Below are 23435 nucleotides of genomic sequence, written 5' to 3' on the forward strand. Positions count from 1 at the left end.
TTAAGGTGAACATCCAAAAAGTCTATTTATATTTTTTAGCAATAATTCAACTACTTATCTTTAGTTGTAATACTTCAAATGAGGAATCATCAAAAAATAACGATTCCCCAAGTTTTAAAGAGCTATCAGAAAATTTTAAATCACCATCTTTAAAATATAGGCCCGAAACCTGGTTTCATTTAATGGGCAATAATATTTCAAAAGAAGGCTTAACGCTAGATTTAGAGGCGATAAAGGCTGCAGGATTACAAGGTATCCATTTATTTAACAAGGCCGGAGGGCCTTATCCCAATGTAGAACCCATTAAAATTTTATCACCCGAGTGGGAAGATATGATTCGTCATGCGGCCGATGAATGTAAACGCTTAGGGTTAAAATTCACCATGCAAAATTGCCCAGGGTGGTCCATGACAGGTGGACCATGGGTACCCGTGGAAGAGGCACAACGTGAAGTTGTAGAAACGGTTTATCATGTGATAGGAAACAAAACCTTTAATGAGGTTTTGGAAATAGATTCCCTGTACCATACACCAGATTATGATTATAAAGACATTCAACTTTTGGCATTTCCAACTGTGGATGGTGATGATTTAGAGCTCTTAAATCCTTTAAACATTGAAACGAATAATACAATTGTTCCTTGGGCAGACATTTTTAATCCCAACTCTAAACTTACTGTCACACGAACTACAACGCAATTAAATAAGCCATTAGAGGTCTACAGGGCTAATGGTATTTCCAAAGTAAATAACAATGATGCTTGGGTTAAAGTGGCGTTTGATGCCCCTGTTACTTTGCGCTCGCTTACATTTCCACAAACAAGGCATATGGTAATGGGAACAGAGTACCCACAAATAAAGGTAAATATTAAAATTGAAGCCTTAATTAATGGCGTGTTAAAAACCATAACTACGGTTAAAATACCTGATGCAAATTGGAATGATAGGCGTAAACATCTTACCCTGAGTATTCCTGAAACTACCTCAAACCAATTCGTATTGACTTTTGAAGGAGATCATGTCATAGCTCCGGAGTTTATCAGGTTGAGTTCTAAACCAAAATTCCATAACCATGAAGCCAAGGCAGCAAAAGTACTGCGCCGATTAGAAAAGGATGTGGATATTAATTATTCAGAAAGTGTGATAATTAAATCAAATGCAATTGTAAATCTCACAGATAAACTGACAGCTGAAGGGCAGTTAACCTGGGAGGTTCCAGAAGGGAATTGGACCATCGTACGTTTTGGACATATTAATATGCGTTTAACCAACAAGCCGGCAGTTCCAGAAGCAACAGGTTGGGAATCGAGTAAACTTGATAAAATTACTATTGAAAATCATTTACGAAAGGGGATGATAGGCAACTTAATAAAAGATGGCGGCCCAATAGGCAATGGAAAATTGCATGGTCTATTAATAGATAGTTGGGAAAGTCATGTGCCTACATGGACCATGAATTCAGAAGATTTATTTACAGAATTTGAAACACGGCGTGGCTACAGCATGAAAACCTATTTGCCAGCTACTATGGGGTATGTGGTGGATAGTAAAGAAACCACTACAAAATTTTTAAGAGATTTACGTCATACCATGGATGAAGTGTTTATTGATAATTTCTTTAAACATTTTGCAACGATAGCACACGAAATGGGAGCCGAGGTATATACCGAAGGTGCAGGAGGAGAAGTGCTGCCTATAGACCCCATGCGTTATTATGGTGTAAGTGATATCCCGATGACGGAGTTTTGGTATCCAAAAGCGCCTTCTGATCAAAATGAATATGCAAAACCTATTTTTAATGCGGCTTCTGCTACCCATTTGTATAATAAACCTGTTTTGGCTGCTGAGGCTTGCACGCAGATTGGGGTAAAATGGAATGAACATCCGTTTTCTGTTAAGTATTTAATCGATTATAATTTTGCCAAAGGTGTTAATCATTTGGTTTTTCATACGTTTTCGCATACCCCGCAAACCAATGTATATCCTGGTTCTAGTTTTGGAGGGCATATTGGTTTTCCATTAGTTAGAGAGCAAACATGGTGGCAATATATGCCCGATTGGGTGGATTATTTAAGCAGAAATCAATACATGTTGCAACAAGGTGAATATGTAGCCGATGTACTTTGGTATTATGGCGACCATTATGAGCGTCCGCCGTTTGATTTAGACCATTTTCCGAAAGGTTACCGTTTTGATTACTTGAATGCCGAGATTCTTCAAGAAAAACTAAGTATGTATAACGGGAAAATTCATGTTGAAAATGGTGGTGATTACAAAGTTATCCAATTACGAGATTCTAAGAATATGTTGCTTTCAACCGCTCAAAAACTAAAGGAGTTGGTTGAAAATGGCGCAGTAATTTTAGGAGATAAACCCAAAGATTCGCCAAGTTTAATGGATGATGAAAATGATGTAAAAGAATTACTTACTATTTCTGATTTGCTTTGGGATGACACAAAAAGTGGTGTCAAGCAAGTAGGTAAAGGCCGTGTGTATTGGGGTAAAACTTTAGAAGCCGTTTTACACGAAGAAGAAATAACAAAAGATGTGATTGTACCTGAGGACGTAAATATCAATTGGATACATCGTGAAACTAAAGATACCGACATGTATTTTGTGGCTTCAAAAGATGATAATCCTGTTAGTGTATCTTTAAGCTTTAGAGTATCAAACAGAACGCCTCAAATATGGGATGCGTTCACAGGGTATCAACAAGATGCTAAAATCTGGAAAGAGCTTAATGGCAGAACTAATGTAGCTTTATCTTTACCTTCAAATGGAAGTGCTATCATTGTTTTTTCAAAAGAAAATAATCAACCACTAGCTTCAAAAATAATTAAAGATGGCGCTGTAATTTTAGATACAGAAACAGGTTGGCTCAAAGAGTTTTTAGAAGAAGACGATGTTCAAATAACGTTTCAAAATGATGAATTTTTGGCATTAACTTCAGGAGACTATGAGTTTCATCAAAATGGAAAAGTGATTAAAAAGACCATAAAAATTCATGAAGAATCACTTCAAAATAATTGGAACTTAGCTTTTGAAGAAGGATGGGATACACCACAAACTGTAGATGTTTCGGAGTTAAAATCTTTAACAGATTTTGAAAACGATGCCATAAGGCATTATTCTGGAACAACTAGATATTTGAAAACTATTAATATTGAAGAAGTTGGTAAGCAAACTTTTTTAGATTTGGGCGAGGTTGCCAATATCGCAGAGTTGTGGTGTAATGGGGAAAAAGTTGGGGTGAAATGGGCACCACCTTTCAGGTTTGATATAAGTAATCACATTAATAAAGGGGAAAATACCCTTGAAATTAAAGTAACTAATACTTGGCGTAATCAATTAATTTTTGATAACTCCCGACCAAAAGGTGCAAAAAAGACCTGGACTACAGCAGGACCAAAATCTGATGAAACAGAATTAGAGCCTTCAGGTTTAATTGGCCCAGTTGTATTAAGAATGGTTGCTTGATTTTTACGTTTTGGTTAAATAATATTTTCTTAGTTGTTTATTATTTTAAGTTATCTTGTTTTTTAATCGAAAAATTGTGCTTTTTATCAAGATGTCAGGATAGTTCATGATGCCGATATAACAAGGTTCATTTATGTTTATCTTTTTTTAAAACATTTTAAGAACTATATAAGACCAATATGAAAGGACCTATTAAGATAATACTGTTTTCCCTAATGCTGTTGTCTTCAATTTTTGTAAAAGCACAAGTCAATTTTCTAGAAAATACTATGGTTACTAATGAAGCATTTTATTTTTGGAAAGCCGATGACCCAAAACCATATCATTATGGCGCAAGTATCAATCCACATGGCAATTGCTTGAAAGTATCCAATGGGTATGTGTTTTATACCTGGTATCGTGGTGGGTGGGCAGACCGCACCTTAATGGTCTCAAGAAAAAAAATAGGTGAAGGTAATTGGGTGCACGTTGAGTTACCAGCTAAGTTAAGTTTGGTAGGTGGAAAAGGCGATACACATTTAACGACCAATATTGGTATTTGCCCTATTGACGGTACGATTCACTTAATGTTCGATCATCATAATGAGGATTTAAATTATATAAGGTCGAAAAAGAATATAGCTTTTGGTCCAGATGAAGATTTTATTGCAGCTAATTTTTTGCCACAACAAGATTATTTAATCCCAGGAAACAAAATAACAAGTGTAACCTATCCAGATTTATTTAATAACGATTTGGGGGAAATGTATTTTGAAAGACGTCTGGGTTCCGCAGTAGGAGGAGATATAATCATGACGTATTATGATGGCAATACATGGTCTCAAGAGGTTACTATTATTAAAGGCAGAGGTAATGAGGTGACTCAAGGCGAGAGAGGTTTTAGTTACGGTAGTGCGTACTACCTTAACGGCAAGTTTTATTATGCCTATTCACCACGTTGGGCAGAATCACCAACAAAGTTAAATGAAGGTGTTTATGTAATGGAACTAGGGGATAGAATGAACGATAAGGCAACTACGGTAGATGGAAGAAGTTACGATTTACCAGTAATTGATCATCGTCCATTTTTAATAGCTGATCCCAGAAGCGTTCCTGATGATGCCGGTTGGGCAGGAGGTCCGCAATTAGCAATTTCTCCTAAAAACGATATTTATATGTATATAAACCCGAAAGGAACAAATCCCTATAATTACCTAAGAACACAAAACGATGAGGAGTTTACGGAGGATAGAAATAAGGGTTCTTTAGGGATATTTTATGGAAACCGTATGTATAAATTCAATTTATCCGGAGGTAATTTTGTGGTAACAAGTGCATTGGCAGGTACTTATTCCTGGCGAGAGGATTATAGAATTAATGTAGGGTTTAATGATAGAAAAAGTATAACCGTAATGGATGATGGTACTATTGTCGTGGTATTTAGTGAGGCTGTAAATAGTGATAAAGTACCAATTCATTGTTTTGTGTTTCAAATTCAAAAAGAAGAATATGTACCCCAAACCATTGCTTTTGGGGCTCTTTCTCAAAAAACAGAGGGCGACCCTAATTTTGTTTTAAATGCAACTGCAAGTTCAGGATTACCTGTGGATTATACGTCTTCAAACACCAATATTGCGAGAATAGTTAACGGAAATGAAGTGCAAATTATGGGCGTAGGCTCTTGTTATATTATTGCAAGCCAGAACGGTAACGGTACATTTGATGCGGCACCAGAAGTATCGCAAACCTTAGTTGTAAATGCTAATGCAACCAAATCCAATCAAAGTATTACCTTCAATTTATCTCCCAATACCTATACTTGGGGTAACCCAGATCAAACTTTAAATGCTACTGCGAGCTCAGGTTTACCTGTTCAATATGAAAGTACAAATACCGAGGTAGCTATTATGGTAGATGGAAAAATACAAGTAAAACGTGCAGGTACAACAACAATAAATGCTTTACAGCAAGGTGATGACACTTATAATGCAGCACCAATAGTTAGTCATCAATATACAGTGCCCATACGTCAGCAAGTTATTAATTTTCAAGCTATACCAACAGTGACCTCAGGTGATGCTGCGTTCAATTTAGTGGCAACAAGTAATAATCCTGACGCGAATTTTAGATTCCTGTGCCCCAATAATCAAGTAGCTGTGGTTTGGGATGATCAGGTGCGTCAAATTTTAGGTGCGGGTACAGCTACCATTACGGTTTCAGATGCCGGTAACGATTATTTTACATCAGCGGAAGCTTCAAGAACTATAACAGTAAATCCTAAAATTCATCAAGTGCCTTCAACAATAGAGGCAGAACATTATACCTCAAAAAGTGGAGTAAGTGTTACAAGATGGAGCAATACGGTGTTTTACCTAAATGCTTGGGAGGCGAACGATTTTGCAGAGTACACTGTCAATGTGCCTACAAATGGCACTTACGAAATAGAAGTGTTTGCAGCCTCACCGGGTTCTACTAAAAAATTAAAGATTATGAATGGAACTTCTGTTTTGTCTTCGGTTGCGCTTACTACAACATCAAGTTTAACGGTTTTTAAAGGTACTAAAACCAATGTTATACTTCAGGCAGGGGTACAGAATATTAAAATTGTTGGAGAGGTTGGTGGTTTCAATTTTGATAAAATGAAAATTTCTTCCACTGGTAGCGGCGGTGGAACTGGTGATGCTGAAGGGGTGTATCAATTGGTAAATGTTGCCACTGGAAAATATCTTGGAGCTAACAGTTCAAGTGGTCAGCCTATTATTATGCATGACTCAGGAAATACGCAAGATAGAAAATGGACTTTTGTGCAAGTAAATTATGAGGGAACTGATTATTATAATATAGATAGCCAACTCAATGGTATATTACGTGCTACTGGCGGTGGTTTTGCACAAGGGGCTTATTTGGTAGTGAGTACAGGTGTAGCACCTCCTGCTACAACGGGGCATCCAGATAAAATATGGACCATTCATTATGATGAATTTGAGGATACATACAGATTTGAGGCCAAAAGCACTGGGAGGTTTTTATATCATGAAACAGATGGAAATTGTTATAATTTTATTGTTGATGAAACAGACGATAGAAGTAAATGGCAAATAATTGGGAGTGGAGGCCCCTTACTAAATGTGAAGAAAACTGATGCGATTCTTTCAGCAGTAAAAGTATATCCTAATCCAGCAAAAGACAGTTTTACGATAGCCCTAAACAAGGTGTCTGTTGCCAAAGTAAAAATATATAATGTTCTAGGTAAACTAATTTACCAAAAGGAGACTAACGATAATAATGTAGAAATTAAAACAGATCAAATGTTTAATTCAGGACTTTATCTTATAAAGATTGAAGACAAGGAAACCAACAGGGTATTTCATACTAAATTGATGATAAAATAATATCATCCTATGCTTGCAATTATTTTTGCAGTAGAGTATTTTATGAAACACTCGATTCTTTATCTTAGCTCAGTCTTCCAAGGCTAATGGGATATCTTTATGAGTTATTTGCTTGAAAACTAAGAATAACAACAACAAAAAAAACAGCTATGAGAAAAATTATTTTTAAATCCATTCTATTTTACGGTTTTACGCTCTTTTCACTTTTTTTAACGGCGCAAACCGCCCCTGATGAAGATACTGGTGCTTACACAACTTGTAACCCAGATGGCGAAAATGCAACTAGAACATCAAATGATTTACCAAACCCTGTAAATGTAGGCACTATTGATGATCGCAGTTGTTATGCAAACTACAAAGAAAGTATTGTATATGGAAAAACTTGGGGTGTATATAATATTACGGACGGTTCTAATAAATTTGATACCACCTTACAACCAAGGATAGAACGCTCTTTGAGTAGATCTAGAGAAACAGGTGTGGGAAGTTTTGCAAGATTCACAGGAACTTTTAGGATTCTTGAAGTAGGTGATACAGCAGGTACAGGTAGTGATGGTACTTACATAGCTCAGGCCAAAGGAAAGCACACGGGCGGGGGTGGATCGCCAGATCCAGCTATCTGTTTGTATTTAGCGAAGCCTGTTTACGGTTCAGGAGCAAATGCAAGTAATCAGGTGTCTTTTGATATTTATGCAGAACGTATTTTAGTTAGAGGTGGCGAAGGCAGCGGACGGGAAATTGTGTTTCTCAAAAATGTAGCTAAAGATGCCGAGATAGATTTCGAATTAGAAGTAGGTTTTAGAGAAGATCCTAACGATGTCACCAAAAAAATTCATTATTGTGATGCCGTTATAGGCGGAGACGTTTTTAATTGGAATATTCCAGAACCAGAAAGAGGTACCGAGTCTGGAATTAGATACGGTGCGTACCGTGTTAAAGGAGGTAGAGCACAGATTAGATGGACTAATACCATTTACCAAAAGGCACAAGTCATAGATGGTGGTGGGTCGAATCCTGCGGATGAAATATATAGATTAAGAAATGTGGCTACAGGGAAATTCTTAACAGCTGTGGGATCAAGTGGAACACCAGTTACTATGACAGATTCAGGTGAGCCTCAAAACACGCATTGGACTTTTGTTGAAAGTGGCTCTTTTATAAATATTAATAATGAAGCTAATGGAATTGGCATTCTACGCGCCCCTGGTTCAGGAGGGCCAGGAGGTCCTTATGTAGTTTTGAGCACGGGTTTTGAGTCTTCAACAGATGCTGATAAGTCTTGGACTATTCATTATGACGAATTAGAGGATACCTATAGATTTGAGTCTAATTCTAGTCGATTCCTGTACCATGAAACAAATGGAAGTGTAACCCATGCTTCAGTCCCTGAAACTGATACTAGAAGTGTTTGGCAAGCTATTCCTACGAGTGTAACGCTAAGTACTCTTGAAAATGAATTCCTTACTTCATCATTAAGGGTATATCCTAACCCTGCAAAAGAGAATTTTACAATAGCATTAAATGATAAGACAAATTCTAATATTAAAATTTATAATTTACTAGGTAAAGAAGTGTATCAAACTACCTCTACGAATGGTTTTGTTGAAGTAGAGAACCAAGGGAGATTAATGAATGGTGTATACTTGATTAAGGTTGTAACAGAAGAAAACAAAGTTCATTATTCTAAATTAGTCATAAAATAATAGGTTAATAGCTAACTATAGCCAAGAATTTAGCCAGAATATACGTTCTGGCTTTTTTTTTGATAGGTTCAGGACAAAACAGGATAGATTTAAAATCAATTTTGGTTACTTTCCAAAACATATAATCAATAGGATTTTTAAAATGCAAAGACGCAACTTTATACAATTATCAACCTTAGCTGGAGTAGGACTTACACTTCCCATATCGGGAATTTTAAATTCATGCGAAAATCATCCAAAACATTCTCTGGAATTTAAAAATTTAATTTCAGGTCTTTTAAAAGATTGGTGCGATGGGATGTTAAAGGTCCAAATTAACAATCCTTCGAATTTAAATGAACATGGCGCGTTAGGTTGTCCTTCATGCAGTCATATTCATGGCAGATGTATGGATGCTGTGTATCCTTTTTTATTTATGGCAGACACTACTGGAGATAAAAAATATTTAGAAGGCGCAAAATTAGTGATGCTTTGGGCGGAAAATAATGTGTCTCAAGAGGATGGAAGTTGGACCGTAATTCAAAATCCAAAGTCTTGGAAAGGCATTACGGTTTTTGGAGCTATTGCATTGGCTGAAGCTTTACATTATCATGGGCATATTTTAGATAAAGAAATAAGGGTTGCTTGGACGAATCGCCTTGAAAAAGCAGGACAATACATTCACGACACCTTTACCATCGATTTTACGAACATCAATTACCCTGGAACAGCAGTTTACGGATTAAATTTTATAGGCGATGTTGTAAAAAGAGAGGATTTTAAGTTAAAGAGTAAAACATTAGCATCAGAGGTAAAGGCTTATTTTACAACTAATGAAGGGTTGCTTTTTGGCGAATGTAAGCCGGATTCAAAGAAGCTTAGTGAAAAAGGATTGCATGGGGTAGATTTAGGGTATAACGTAGAAGAAACTTTGAACAGTTTGGTCATGTATGCCCTGAAAGAAAAAGATGAAGATTTATTGCGAATTCTAACCAAATCTTTGAATAGCCATTTAGAGTTTATGATGCCCGATGGTGGATGGGACAATAGTTGGGGTAACCGCATGTACAAATGGACGTATTGGGGTAGTAGAACGTGTGATGGCAGTCAACCCGCATTCGGAATGATGGCGCATATTAATCCCGCTTTTGGTACGGCAGCCGTAAAAAACACTGAATTGTTACAACGTTGTACGGCAGATGGTTTGATTCATGGAGGGCCGCATTATGTGTCTGCTGGAATTCCTCCTTGCGTGCATCATACGTTTACACATGCTAAACCATTAACAGCATTATTAGATCATTGGGATCACTTACCAGAAATTAATACAAACGCTAGTTTACCAAGAGCTACCGCAGATGGGGTAAAACACTTTAAAGATTTAGATGTCTTTTTATTTGCCAGAGGCGATTGGAGAGGAACAGTAAGTGCTTATGATGCAGAGTACCATTACAAAGAAGATTTTCGCCAGGCGTCTGGTGGAGCCTTAGGTGTATTGTATCACAATAAAGTGGGCTTGCTTTGTGCTGCCAGTATGGCAAAATATGAAATGGTTGAAAAAAACAATCAACAACCACAGCCAGGAAAAGATGTTTGCTTAACACCTCGCATAGAAACATTTAGAGATGATGTTTGGTACACCAATTTATACGATTTACCGGCAACAGTTACCTCTCAAGATGCCAACGGAGAAATAAATTTGATGGCAAATGTGCAGCTTAAAAATAGTGATAGAGCATTAGTAAATAATACGGCTTCAAATTTTGATATTGCTTATAAATGTAGTGTTGATGAAACGAAAATTATTATAAAATCCGATAAAGTGATAACAGTGCCAACGGCTTTTGTATTGCCAATTATCTCGCCTAATCATGAGGTTGTTTCAAATATAAGTGACACCGAAATCACCATTCAAAAACCAGAGGGGTTAGTTACCATCAAGGCAAATTCACCAATCAATATGAAAGCACTTGAAGGTAAAAGAACATTTAATATGGTGCCAGGTGTAGAGGCTCTACCATTTGAAATCTTTTTTGGTGAGAACGAGGTGTTAGAAATAACCATTGCAATAAGTTAATTAATTTGACGATTTTCTAAATTTTCCTGCAGCTAGCCCAGTTTTATTTTTAAGCAAACGATTAAAATAAACATCGGATTCGAATCCCAGTTCAATGGGATTTTCCTTCTGAGATTTATCGGTTTAAAAGTAATTCTCTAGAATTTTCTATTATATTGGCAATATAAATATGTGTTACCGTTTTTCTATTGATGCTAAAGCCTTTATCAACGAGTGGTCTAAACAAGGATTTTCACACCATTGTGCAATAGGCGTTGGGCATATTGGCAGTAACATTAAAAAATTGGGTAGTTTATTAAAATTTCTGGTAGGTGTAATTTGTTAGAATGTCATTTTCGTCCATGACATTACAGGATAACTATCATGTAAACTTTGGTTAATTTTCCGTTTTAAATCAAATAAAAGAATTATACACAAGGAATCTGTAATGTCAATAAAACTTAAATCAATTCAATTTATACAAAACACAACTATATTTCTTTTATTAGCAATAAGTGCTTCGGCATTTGCTAGTAATCCAAATTGGGAAAATGCCCAGTGGATTTGGCAACAAGAAGATGGGCCATCTAACACTTGGATGAGTTTTAGAAAAACAATTTTTATAAATGAAATTCCAGAAACTGTTGAAGCAAATATTTCAGTAGACAGTAAATTCTGGTTATGGATTAATGGCGACATGGTGCTTTTTGAAGGGGGATTATCTCGCGGTCCAAGTCAAGCCGGAGCATGGAATCGTAAAGAAAAAATAACACCAGCCAATTCCTGGTATGAAACTGTAAATATTCAGCCTTATTTAAAAAAAGGAGAAAATACCATTGCCATTTTAGTGTGGTATTGGGGACGTGAAACTCACAAAGGTACACATATTGACAGTGGCCAAGGTGGATTGTTATTTTCTTCGGAAATTGGGAATCAACACATTATTTCCGATAGCACTTGGAAAGCTATTCAACATCCTGGGTATGATAATACCATGGAACCGGCAAGCAAAATGTTGGTGCAGTACAGTGTGAAATTCAATGCTCAAAACCCAATGAACGATTGGACTAATAAAGCTTGGTATATGCCAAATTACAATGATTCCCAATGGCCTCTTGCAGTTAGCAAAGGAAAACTGGGAGATGCCCCTTGGTATAATTTGGAGAAAAATTTTGTGCCAAAATTAGTAAATCATGGTTTACAGAATTATGCAAATCATGAGGAATTGAAATTGCCTTTTGTTAGTGATGGTACAACTATAAAAGCGAAACTGCCTTTTAATAAACAAGTAACGCCCTATTTAGAAATTGAAGCCAAAGCAGGCGATACCATTTTTATAACAACTGATAACAATCGAAACAGCATAAATGCCACCTATATTACTAAAGACGGTCAACAAGCTTTCGAGAGTTTTTCATGGTTTAATGGGCATGAAGTACTCTACACCATTCCTGCAGGAGTAAAAGTAAACGCTTTAAAATACCGATGGATGAGTGTAGGTGAAATGGCTGGTAGTTTTAAAATAGACGACCCATTTTACAATCGTTTGTGGGACATGGGAAATAATACGCTTTTTGTATGTGCTCGCGATAATTTTATGGATTGTCCAGATAGAGAGCGTGCCTTATGGATTGGCGATGTAGCCGACCAAACAGGGTATTTGTTTTACGCAATGGATGATGCTGGTCGTAAACTTTTAAAAAAGGCCATTTTACAAACCGTTTATTTTAGTGAAAACGATGTGATTGGAGCTTTAGGGCCATTACGTGTGCGTGAGTTGGTATGTCAAAGCTTACAGTTTATAGCTCAAGTAGTTTGGCCCTATTATTTGAATACCGGCGATAAAGAAACACTAGAAATTGCTTATCCATTTCTATACAGGTATTTGGATTTATTTCCAATGAAAGAAAATGGATTGCCAGAATACAGAAAAAGTAAAAGTCCAGATTCTTGGAACTGGTTGGATTGGGGCGTCAATGGTACCATAGACGAGCAACCCATACAAATGGCATTTTATTATTTGGCTTTAAAAGAAGCTAAAAAAATGGCAAAAGTTTTGGGTAAAGAAGATCATTTAGAATGGTATGATGAACGCATGACTTCTATGAAATCGGCTTATGAAAATGAATTTTGGAAAAATGGATTTTATAGCTCGAATCCAGAGAAATTTAAAGATGATAGAGCGAATGCTATAGCCATTATTTCAGGAATTGCAAACCCTGAATATCACAATCAAATTGTAGATAATGTGTTAATTCCAAATCGGTTTTCAAGTCCGCATTTTGAATGGATGGCAGAAGAAGCCATGTTTATAACAGGACGTCCAGAAGCCTCTTTACAGCGCATGAAAGAGCAATATCAAAGTCAAGTAGATAAAGAGGGTATGACTACACTTTATGAAAAATTTCCAAATGGGGGAAGTTACAATCATGCTTGGAACGGTTCAAACACCATATTATCAAAATATGTAGCAGGAGTTGCTCCTACTAAAGTGGGGTGGAGTGAGTATCAAATTATGCCAACTTTAGTGCATTTTAATCATTTAGAAAAAACTATTCCAACAGTAATGGGTGAAATAAAAATTGAAATGGAAAAGAAGGATAGCACATATACTTTAAATTTGAAATCTCCTGATGTTTGGGAAACTACGGTGATTGTTGGTATACCAAAGGCAGGAAAAGAAATTAGTAAAGTAGAGTTTAATGATGTTGTGTTGTGGGAAAGAGGGAAAGCAAACAAGACAATGGATACAGGGGTGTCTGAGGATGATAAATTTTTAAAGTTTAGATTAAAATCGCAAAATTGGCTTATAAAAGCAACATATAAATAGTTTTTTGAAAACGAATAAGTTTAGAATATGACTTTAAAATTTAAAAAACAAACATTTTTATTTATCTTAAAGTTGAAGTCAGAAATTGGAATTTTGATGCTTTACAATAGATAATAATTAAATAAAAAGAAACATTAAATTAAATGGTAAAGAAATCTTCTATTTTTTTCCTTTGTATTAGTCTTGCATTTCAGTTTTCGGCATTTGCACAGCGAGAGTTTTTGACCAAGTCTTGCACAGCCGAAGAGCTAAAGGATTTGCTGGTAATCAATCAGGAATGGGTAATTTATCCAGACTACAGCAATCGCGAAGCGTGGGACAAGTTATTGGGAAGTCATAAAGTAAGCTTGATTGAAAACGGAGAAGCCTATTTAGATTATGAGTGGAAGGTAGTACGCGCCACCAATTATCTCGATTATTCGCGAACGGGTAATCGTCAAACCATGCAAGATCCTTATTTTGATAATCAAGATGCTTTAAGTGCGTTACTTTTGGCGGAATTGGCTGAAGGTAAAGGACGATTTTTAGACCAGATCATTGATGGGGTGTTTATGAATTGCGAAATGACGTCTTGGGTACTATCGGCTCACTTTAAAATTTCGGCCAAAGAAGTTAAAAACCATTTCCCCGATGTAAACGAAAACTTGATTGGCTTATATTCTTCGCAAACAGGAGCCATGTTGTCATGGGCGTATTACTTTTTTAAAAGTGAGTTTGATAAGGTTAATCTACTTATTTCAGAACGCATAAAGTTTGAAGTAGAAAAACGTATTCTAGAACCCTACATGAATATGAATTATTGGTGGACTGCACTTCCGCCCTATGCCGATAAAAAGCCGAAAGTTAACAACTGGAATCCGTGGTGTAATGCCAATGTATTGCAATGTTATATGTTGCTCGAAAACGATAAAGAGAAGTTGGCTAAAGCAGTATACCGTTCTATGCAATCGGTAGATATGTTTATTAACGAGGACAAGGATGGTGCTTGCGATGAAGGTCCTGGGTATTGGGGTGTAGCCGCAGGAAAAATGTTTGATTACTTGTCTTTGTTAGAAAAACTAACTGGTGGTAAAATTTCCATTTTTAATAAACCTGAAATAAAAGCCATGGCAGAATATATTTATCGTGCCAATGTTGGTAATGGTTGGGTTGTTAATTTTGCAGATGCCTCGGCAAAGTCAAAAGGAAATCCTTATTTTATCTATGGTTTTGGAAAAGCGGTAGGAAGTACAGATATGATGCAATTTGCTGCTTATTTGAAAAGCCAAAACCCAGAAACCACTATAGCTTACAATAGAGATATTGATAGAGCCTTAAGAAATGCAACCATATCTGAAGCACTAGAAAATACAACACCTGTTTTTAAAACTCCTGTATATTCTTGGTATCCTAAAACAGAATACTGTTTTATGAGTAATGAGGAAGGTCTTTTTCTGGCTGCAAAAGGAGGGTATAATCAAGAAAATCATAACCATAATGATGTTGGGTCATTTATGTTTTATGTAAATGCCACACCCATATTTATTGATACAGGAGTAGGTTCTTATACCGCCAAAACCTTTGGGCCAGATCGTTATACTATTTGGACCATGCAAAGTAACTATCACAATGTGCCATTGATTAATGGAATTGCACAACTTCCGGGAGCGCAATTTAAAGCTACCAATACTCGTTTTAATAAAAACAAAAAGACCTTTACTACAGATATTTCTAAAGCTTATCCGGAGGATGCAGGTGTAAAATCATGGGTGCGCAGTTGCCAATTAAAAGAAGATGAACTAATTATAAAAGATCTATTTTCCTTATCAAAAACAATAGCACCAAATCAAATTAATTTTATGACTTGGGGTGAAGTTAATATTGAAGCATCAGGTAAAGTTATTTTTAAAGTTCAGGACGAAACAGTGCAACTTAATTACAATTCAAATCTTCTAAAACCTTCTATAGAAACCATTTATCTTGATGAAAAAAAGTTAAACAACGTTTGGGGTGATTATATATATAGATTGTCATTTGATGCAATAACACTTCAAACGGAAGGTGAATACACGTTTCAAATTAAAAAGATAAAATGAAAAAAATAGTAACGTTAATGTCCATAGTATCATTAATCTTATGGTCATGCCATACCTCACAAAATTTCAATAACATTAAATCAAATTTCATCAATCCAACCGACGATAATACCATTTGGTGCTATTGGTACTGGATTAACGATGACATATCTAGGGAGGGTATTACCAAAGATTTAGAAGCCATGAAAAAAGCGGGTATTGGTGGTGCGTTAATTGGGAATATCAATCCGGCACAAAAAGACGGAAAAGTACCGATGCTTAGTGAAGATTGGTGGAGCCATATGGTGCATGCGGTGGTTGAAGGCAAACGTATAGGTGTGGATATAGGTGTGTTTAATTGCCCAGGATGGAGCCAAAGTGGTGGGCCATGGGTAGATTCTGCAAAGGCTATGCGCTATTTAACCTTTAGCGAAACCATGGTTGAAGGTGGTAAATTGGTGAATATTAGGTTAAAACAACCAAATGAGGAGTTTCAAGATACGCATACTTTAGCCTTTAAATCTCCCGAGATTGAAAAAAGAAATACCCAATACATTCCTACCACAGTAAAAGCAAACTGGAAGGATGTAGATGTAAAAGAATTAACTAACGGTATATTGGAATCTGAAACATCATTTGTACCAAAAGGAAACCAACCCTTAGAGATCTCTTTTGAATTAGAGGAAGCTATTGAGGCAAAATCTATTTCAATTGTGCCAAGTCAGGCCTTTAAATGTGATGTAGAATTATCAGCTATTTTAAACGGCAAAGAAGAAGTTATAAAGACCTTTCATTTTGATCGTTTTAGAATGGCTGCCAATATTGGTCCAATAAAAAAAGGGGCTTATGCCACGGTTTTTCCAAAGGTGAAAGCCAATAAATTTTTATTGAAATGTTCCAATTTTCGCATGTTTAGAAGTGGTGGTGGATATGGTTTTGCCGAAATCACCATTTCAGAAGCTCCTGTTTTAGAGAAATACATTGAAAAGCAATTAGGTAAAATGCACCCTACTCCCAAGCCAGATTGGGATACCTATATTTTTAATCAGCAAGCAGAATTAACCGCCAATGAATCAAGATTAATTCCTGATGAGGTAATTGATATTAGTGATAAAATTGATGTTAATGGAAACTTAAATTGGGAAGCTCCTGAAGGTAAATGGACCATTATGCGTTTTGGTATGTCTCCTACAGGTACTAAAAATGCCCCAGCAGCACCACAAGGTGTAGGTTATGAAATTGATAAAATGAATGGCGAACTGGTACAATACCATTTTGATAATTTTGTAGGTGAGTTGCTAAAACGCGTTCCGGAAGAAAGCAAATCGGCTTTTAAATATGTGGTGGCCGATAGTTATGAAATGGGTTCTCAAAACTGGACAGACAATTACGAAGTCAAGTTTCAAGAAAAATTTGGTTACGACCCCATTAAATATTTACCAGTGCTTTCGGGCAGAATTGTAGGGAGTGTAGAAGAATCTGAACGTTTTCTATGGGATTTACGTCGTTCCATTGCAGACGATATTGCCTATGAATATGTAGGTGCTTTACGAAAAGCAAGTAATGAACACAATCTTCAAACATGGTTGGAGAATTACGGTCATTGGGGCTTTCCGGGAGAGTTCATGATGTATGGCGGACAGTCTGATTTAATATCGGGAGAGTTTTGGAATGAAGGGACTTTAGGAAATATCGAATGTAAAGCATCCTCTTCAACGGCGCATACCTATGGTAAACCAATCACATCAGCAGAAGCGTTTACTTCCTCAAGAAAGATGTATTTAAGGCATCCTGAAATGCTAAAAAAACGAGGCGATTGGGCATTAACTGAAGGCATCAATCATTTTGTATTGCATTTATATATTCAGCAACCAGATGATACTAGAAGACCAGGGATGAATGCTTGGTTTGGTACAGAGTTTAACCGCCACAATACCTGGTTTAGTCAGGCAGATACGTATTTTGATTATTTGCGAAGATGTCAGCATTTATTACAACAAGGAAAATATGTGGCCGATGTATGTTATTTTATTGGTGAAGATGCGCCAATTATGACAGGAGGTCGCGTACCAGAAATTCCAAAAGGCTATTCTTATGACTATATTAATGCAGAAGTTATACTTAATAGATTGACCGTAAAAGATGGTCGTTTTGTATTGCCAGATGGGATGTCTTATAAAGTGATGGTATTACCTCCTTTTAAAACCATGCGTCCTGAACTATTAGCAAAGTTGGAACAATTAGTTGCACAAGGAGGAACAATTTTAGGGCAGAAACCTGAAAAATCACCAAGTCTAGCAAATTATCCAATTTGTGATACCCAAGTGAATGACTTAGCCAACAAAATGTGGAGTGGTAGTTATGTTGATGGCAAAATGAAAGCAACTTACGGAAAAGGAAAAATTTGGGATGGCTACGAATTATCAGAAGTTTTTGAAAATTTAAATTTAGCTAAAGATGTGGATTTACCTGAAGAAGCACCTGTTTTATGGACACACCGTAAATCATCAGAGATGGATATTTATTTCATATCCAATCAAAGTGATGATAAACTAAACATAGAACCAGTATTTAGAACTGATAAAAATTTAAAACCACAATTGTGGAATGCTGTAAGTGGAGAAATTAGAGATTTACCCGAATATGAAATCACTAAAACGGGGATAAAAGTACCGTTAGTGTTGGAAGGTTCTCAAAGCTGGTTTGTCATATTCACAGAATCATCAAAAAGAGATGAGATAGGAATTCAAACTTCAAACTTCCCAGAATACAAAACCTTGTTAACTTTAGAAGAGGATTTTAAAGTAGATTTCCTGAACAAAGATATTGGTCCTAAAGATCCTATTAATTTTAATCAATTAACAGACTGGTCAGTGTCAGAGAACGAACAAACAAAATATTACTCAGGAACTGCAGTGTACACAAAAACGTTTAATATTGATGTGCTGCCTGAGAATAAAAGTATTTACATCAATTTAAATAATATTGGGGTAATGGCAAAGGTTACGTTGAATGGAAAAAATATTGGTGGTGTTTGGATGGCCCCCTATCGATTAAACATCTCAGAAGCCATTACAACAGGAGAAAATATTTTGAAAATAGAAGTGGTTAACCTATGGAGAAATCAATTGATTAAAGATAAACAACGACCAGAAACTGAAAAATATACCTGGTTGGAAACCGATGATATTACGCCAGAATCAAAACTACAAAAGTCAGGGTTATTAGGGCCTTTAAATATAGAGGTAAATAAGTTATAAATTTAGCATAACAGAAAATGAGAAAAAGAAAGTTGTTTTTTCAATTAATATTATTCTTTTTAGGAACTAATTTACAAGCTCAAAACAACGATTGGGAAAACCAATACGTCACGCAAATAAACAAAGAGAAGCCAACGGCTACTCTGTTTTACGACGATAGTTCGGATGATGTTATTTCGCTCAACGGCATTTGGGATTTTGCGTATTTTGATGACGTAAGCAAAGTTCCTGCCGATGCTAAACCTGAAAAGTGGAATAAAATCCAGGTGCCAGCAGCATGGGAAATGCAAGGTTATGGGACACCAATTTATACGAATCAAATTTATCCTTTCGATAAAAATCCGCCTTTTATTGCAGGTATCAATGGTAACCCTGTGGGGGTTTACCAAACTCAATTTGATATTTCAGAAATAAAGGATAAGCAAATTTATGTGCATTTTGGTAGTGTCGCTTCTGCATTCTATTTGTGGATAAACGATCAAAAAGTGGGATATAGTCAGGATTCATGGTCACCGGCAACATTCAATATTTCAAAATATCTAAAAAAAGGAAAAAACGCACTTCGCATGCAAGTATTTCGCTGGAGTGATGGTAGCTATCTTGAAGATCAGGATGGCTGGCGCATGAGTGGTATTTTTAGAGATGTATTTTTGGTAGAAAAAGAAGCAGTTCATATTAAAGATTATTTTGCAAAGACAGATTTGATTGCTGCTGGGGCTAAACTTGACTTAAAAATAGATTTAAGTAATAATCTAGGTCAAAAATTGAAAAAGTATAACATTCATATGTCTTTAAAGGATAGTGATGGAAAGGTGATAGCCCAACAAGAAATCCACGCTGATGCGCAAGTGAATTTATCAAGTGAATTTTCCAGTATAAAACCCTGGTCAAATGAATCACCTCATCTTTATACTTTAGATATTCAACTTAAAAAAGGAAAAGAACTCATTGATGAGGTACAATCTAAAATTGGTTTTAAAGAAGTAGCCCTTTCAGACAAAAATGAATTATTACTTAACGGAAAACCATTCATCATTAAAGGTGTAAATATTGTTGAGCACGACCCAATACATGGAAAATACATCACCAATGACCGTATGGAAAAGCAGATAAAACTGTTAAAACAATACAATATCAATACCATAAGAACAGCACACTACCCAGCTGATCCTTACCTCTACAAATTATGTGATGAATATGGCATGTTAGTGATTGATGAAGCAAATGTAGAATCTCAAGGGATGAAGTACGAAGAAGCCTCCTTAGCCAAAGACGCTAGTTGGGAAAAAGCTCATTTAGAACGTTTAGAAGCGATGATGCAACGCGATAAAAACCATCCTTCTATTATTTTATGGTCTTTCGGCAATGAAGCTGGAAATGGTGTAAATATAGAGGCCATGCAACGCAGAGCCAAAGAAATAGATACGAGCAGGCCTACGCATTATCATATCATAGATGGAGGTGTGGCATACGATACCTATGGAGGAGGTATTATAAAATTTGGAAAACCCAATACGTTTGGACGCTATCAATCTGTAGATGATATGGAATACCTTGGTAAAACGGGTACAGACCGCCCATATTTGCTCAATGAATTTGCGCATTCCATGGGAAATAGTACGGGCAATTTACAAGAATATGTAGATGTGTTTGAAAAATACCCTAATCTTATTGGTGGTTGTATTTGGGATTGGGTAGACCAAGGTTTAACTAAAAGCACCAGTGGTCTTTATGGAAATAAAATTGAAGATGAGAATGCGTCTCATGAGCAAAGTAAATTGCCAGGAACAGATTTTTATTGGGCTTATGGAGGTAGTTTTGGAGATACCCCAAATTCGGGAAGATTTTGTATTAATGGTTTAGTTTTTCCAGATTTAACGCCAAGTAGCAAAACCCAAGAGGTTAAAAAAGCCTATCAAGACATTGCTTTCAAGTTAATAGATTTTAAACAAGGCAAGATTCAAATCAGCAATAAGTACCATGTAACAAATCTTAAAAGTTTTGATTTTGAATGGCTATTACTTAAGAATGGTGAAGACATTAAGCGGGTTCCATTTGAGGTTGACTTGTTGGGTTTGTCAAAAATAGATATCAATCTTCCAGATTGGAAACCTGAAACAGATTCTGGAGGCGAATACGTGCTTCAAATTTCAGCAATGCTGAAAAATGAAGAGAAATGGGCTTCAAAAGGATTTGAAATAGCTTTTGAAGAATGGGTAATGGCACTTCAAAACCAACCTGAATTACCGTTGAAGTCTGATTCCAAAGTAAAGGTTGATGAAAAGAACAATCAATTAATAATTACAGCATCAGAACATCTATTTAGCTTTAATAAAGAAAAAGGGATGCTTCAAAAGGTAATTAAAAATGATGAGGAACTAATCTCTGATGGCATGGCACTTTCGTTTTATCGGGCTCCTGTTGATAACGACCTCTCTTTCAAAAAGGATTGGGGAAATTTTCGACCTGATAGTTTAGCGTGTAAAGTACATTCGTTTGATGTAGAAGTTCTTGAAGGTAATGTAAAACTCTCGATTGCTAAAACTTATAATTCAAAGAATAGTCGGTCGGGGATTTCAACCCATGAAATGTTTACTATTTCTGGTGATGGAGCAGTTTTAGTTGCTTTAAAAGTGCAATATTTTGGAGATGATGTGCCACCATCATTACCTCGGATAGGGTATACAGCAAAACTACCAAAATCATACAATGAAGTGAATTGGTATGGAAAAGGACCAGGAAGTTCTTACAATGATAGGAAAACGGGTATGCGAATGGGTATTTATCAAGCCTCAATAGACGATTTGTTTACTAATTATATCAAACCACAAGCTAATGGTAATCGCTCAGAAGTAAGATGGCTAAAGGTTGGTAACCAAAATCCAATTGAAATAAAAGGGGCAAACCCAATCAATTTTTCTTTGCAAAAATACGATGCTTATCAGTTGGCAAAAGCTCGGTTTTCATACCAGCTAAAAGAAAATGAATATCATTTTTTAAATATAGACTTGGAGCATGGTCCTGTTGGTAATGGCAGTTGTGGGCCGAGTCCTTTACAAAAATACATGGTAAGGCCAGAGGCTAAAATATATCAACTAAAAATAGAGTTTTAGAAATTAATTTATGAGAAAACCCATATAAATTTTAGAGTACATTGCGTGAAATTAACATGAGATAAAAAAATTATTTCATGTGTTTAAATGTCCAAATACCTAATAACACAATAAACGTAAATAACGATAATGAAACTAATAAAATTATCACAATTAGTTATACCAATTTTCTTTTTAACGGGATTTGTAAGTTGTAAAACGAAACAAGTAGACGAAAATAACAAGCAAACACAAGAGCAAAAAGTAGCCACAAAACCCAATATTATTTTTATTCTAGCCGACGATTTGGGGTATGGCGATGTGGGTTTCAATGGCCAAGACAAAATAAAAACTCCAAATATTGATAAACTGGCAACAAACGGTATGGTCTTTACCAACCATTACACTGGTTCCACGGTATGTGGCCCCTCTCGAGCCGTTTTGATGACCGGGAAACATACAGGGCATGCTACCGTTCGTGGAAATCCTAGATGGACCGCCAGTGGTACTCCAGTAGATATTAGTGCTGAAGATGTTACAGTAGCCGAAGAACTAAAACGAGCCGGCTATACCACAGGTATGATTGGTAAGTGGGGGTTGGCAGAAAACTTAAACGAAGGTTTACCTTTTAAGCAAGGGTTTGATTATTTCTATGGATTTAATCAGCATTCGCCAGCACATCATTACTACCCAAAAACGATTTTTGAGAATGAAAATGAGTTAATTATAGAAGGTAACGACCCTCAAACAAAAGAAGGGCAACACATTCATTATTTAATGACTGAAAAGGCAACCAACTTTATTGATGAAAATCATAAAAAACCGTTCTTTTTGTATTTAGCCTATACCATTCCGCATTTTGAGTTAACCATATTAGAAGAAGAAAAAGAACAATACAAAAATTTGGGTTGGCCAAAACGACAAATGACACCAGGGCATTACCGTCATGATGAAGATGGTCATACAACTTATGCGGCCATGGTATCAACCATGGATAGAGATATTGGTAATTTGATGAAACAATTAAAGGATCTCGGTATTGCTGATAACACTTTGGTGATCTTTACAAGTGACAATGGGCACGAGTACGACGATTTAAAAAATGAATTTTTTAATAGTAATGGCGATTTTCAAGGGCATAAACGCGACTTGTACGAAGGTGGTATTCATGCTCCATTTGTAGCTTATTGGCCAAATAAAATCAAGGCAGGTACAAAAACCGAGCATATTTCTGCATTTTGGGATTTTCTGCCAACAGCATGTGAATTGGCGGGTGTAAAGCCAAGCGATACAGTTGATGGCATTTCTTATTTACCAACATTATTAGGAAATGATGACAGCCAGAAAAAACACAACTATTTGTATTGGGAATTTAATGAAAACCAAGGACCTATTCAAGCAGTTAGAAAAGATCATTGGAAAGGCATTAAATTCAAGGAAAAGCCTATAGAGATTTACGACTTAAGTAAAGATATAAGTGAGCAAAATAATTTAGCCGAACAACGCCCAGATAAAGCAAAAGAATTACTTTTCCTCATCAATAATTCACGAACGGAGCATTCAGAGTTTCCGTTGGTAAAAAAGATATTAAAGAGACAATAATTAAAAACCAAT

9 protein-coding genes are annotated in these 23435 nt (G+C 36.1%); all 9 read left to right on the forward strand.

The annotated features are described in order from the left end of the window. Positions 1-5: 5 nt before the first annotated feature. The 9 genes from ABD963_RS11645 (at position 6) to ABD963_RS11685 (ending at position 23423) form a co-directional block, all read left to right on the forward strand. On the forward strand, positions 6-3476 hold the full coding sequence (locus ABD963_RS11645; RefSeq protein WP_345277152.1) for a glycosyl hydrolase: 3471 nt from the start codon (positions 6-8) through the stop codon (positions 3474-3476). Positions 3477-3655: 179 nt separating this feature from the next. Then, positions 3656-6847: a BNR-4 repeat-containing protein gene (locus ABD963_RS11650; protein ID WP_345277153.1), complete on the forward strand. Its 3192-nt coding sequence runs from the start codon at positions 3656-3658 to the stop codon at positions 6845-6847. A gap of 149 nt (positions 6848-6996) precedes the next feature. After that, positions 6997-8550 carry a T9SS type A sorting domain-containing protein gene (locus ABD963_RS11655; RefSeq protein ID WP_345277154.1) on the forward strand — a complete coding sequence of 518 codons (1554 nt, stop codon included), beginning with the start codon at positions 6997-6999 and terminating at the stop codon, positions 8548-8550. 142 nt (positions 8551-8692) lie between these two features. Further along, positions 8693-10606: an ulvan lysase-like protein gene (locus ABD963_RS11660; protein ID WP_345277155.1), complete on the forward strand. Its 1914-nt coding sequence runs from the start codon at positions 8693-8695 to the stop codon at positions 10604-10606. 427 nt (positions 10607-11033) lie between these two features. Beyond that, on the forward strand, positions 11034-13415 hold the full coding sequence (locus tag ABD963_RS11665) for an alpha-L-rhamnosidase-related protein (RefSeq protein WP_345277156.1): 2382 nt from the start codon (positions 11034-11036) through the stop codon (positions 13413-13415). Between the two features lie 143 nt (positions 13416-13558). Further along, positions 13559-15490, forward strand: coding sequence for a heparinase II/III domain-containing protein (locus tag ABD963_RS11670; protein ID WP_345277157.1), 1932 nt, complete (start codon positions 13559-13561; stop codon positions 15488-15490). Further along, entirely contained in the window at positions 15487-18729 is a 3243-nt protein-coding gene (locus ABD963_RS11675; protein WP_345277158.1) for a glycosyl hydrolase, read from the forward strand. Before ABD963_RS11670 ends, ABD963_RS11675 begins: the two co-directional genes overlap by 4 nt. A gap of 17 nt (positions 18730-18746) precedes the next feature. Continuing rightward, the gene (locus ABD963_RS11680; protein ID WP_345277159.1) at positions 18747-21842 is read left to right on the forward strand and encodes a glycoside hydrolase family 2 TIM barrel-domain containing protein; all 3096 of its coding nucleotides are present in this window, start codon (positions 18747-18749) and stop codon (positions 21840-21842) included. Between the two features lie 129 nt (positions 21843-21971). After that, positions 21972-23423: an arylsulfatase gene (locus ABD963_RS11685; protein ID WP_345277160.1), complete on the forward strand. Its 1452-nt coding sequence runs from the start codon at positions 21972-21974 to the stop codon at positions 23421-23423. Positions 23424-23435: the final 12 nt, after the last annotated feature.

Source organism: Litoribaculum gwangyangense (assembly GCF_039543505.1).
GTDB classification, from domain to species: Bacteria; Bacteroidota; Bacteroidia; order Flavobacteriales; family Flavobacteriaceae; genus Litoribaculum; species Litoribaculum gwangyangense.

Excerpts from the sequence above, each read along its gene's own strand:
- ABD963_RS11680 (WP_345277159.1), top strand. The coding sequence starts at position 18,747 with ATGAGAAAAAGAAAGTTGTTTTTTCAATTAATATTATTCTTTTTAGGA.
- ABD963_RS11650 (WP_345277153.1), top strand. The coding sequence starts at position 3,656 with ATGAAAGGACCTATTAAGATAATACTGTTTTCCCTAATGCTGTTGTCT.
- ABD963_RS11670 (WP_345277157.1), top strand. The coding sequence starts at position 13,559 with ATGGTAAAGAAATCTTCTATTTTTTTCCTTTGTATTAGTCTTGCATTT.
- ABD963_RS11665 (WP_345277156.1), top strand. The coding sequence starts at position 11,034 with ATGTCAATAAAACTTAAATCAATTCAATTTATACAAAACACAACTATA.
- ABD963_RS11685 (WP_345277160.1), top strand. The coding sequence starts at position 21,972 with ATGAAACTAATAAAATTATCACAATTAGTTATACCAATTTTCTTTTTA.
- ABD963_RS11660 (WP_345277155.1), top strand. The coding sequence starts at position 8,693 with ATGCAAAGACGCAACTTTATACAATTATCAACCTTAGCTGGAGTAGGA.
- ABD963_RS11655 (WP_345277154.1), top strand. The coding sequence starts at position 6,997 with ATGAGAAAAATTATTTTTAAATCCATTCTATTTTACGGTTTTACGCTC.
- ABD963_RS11675 (WP_345277158.1), top strand. The coding sequence starts at position 15,487 with ATGAAAAAAATAGTAACGTTAATGTCCATAGTATCATTAATCTTATGG.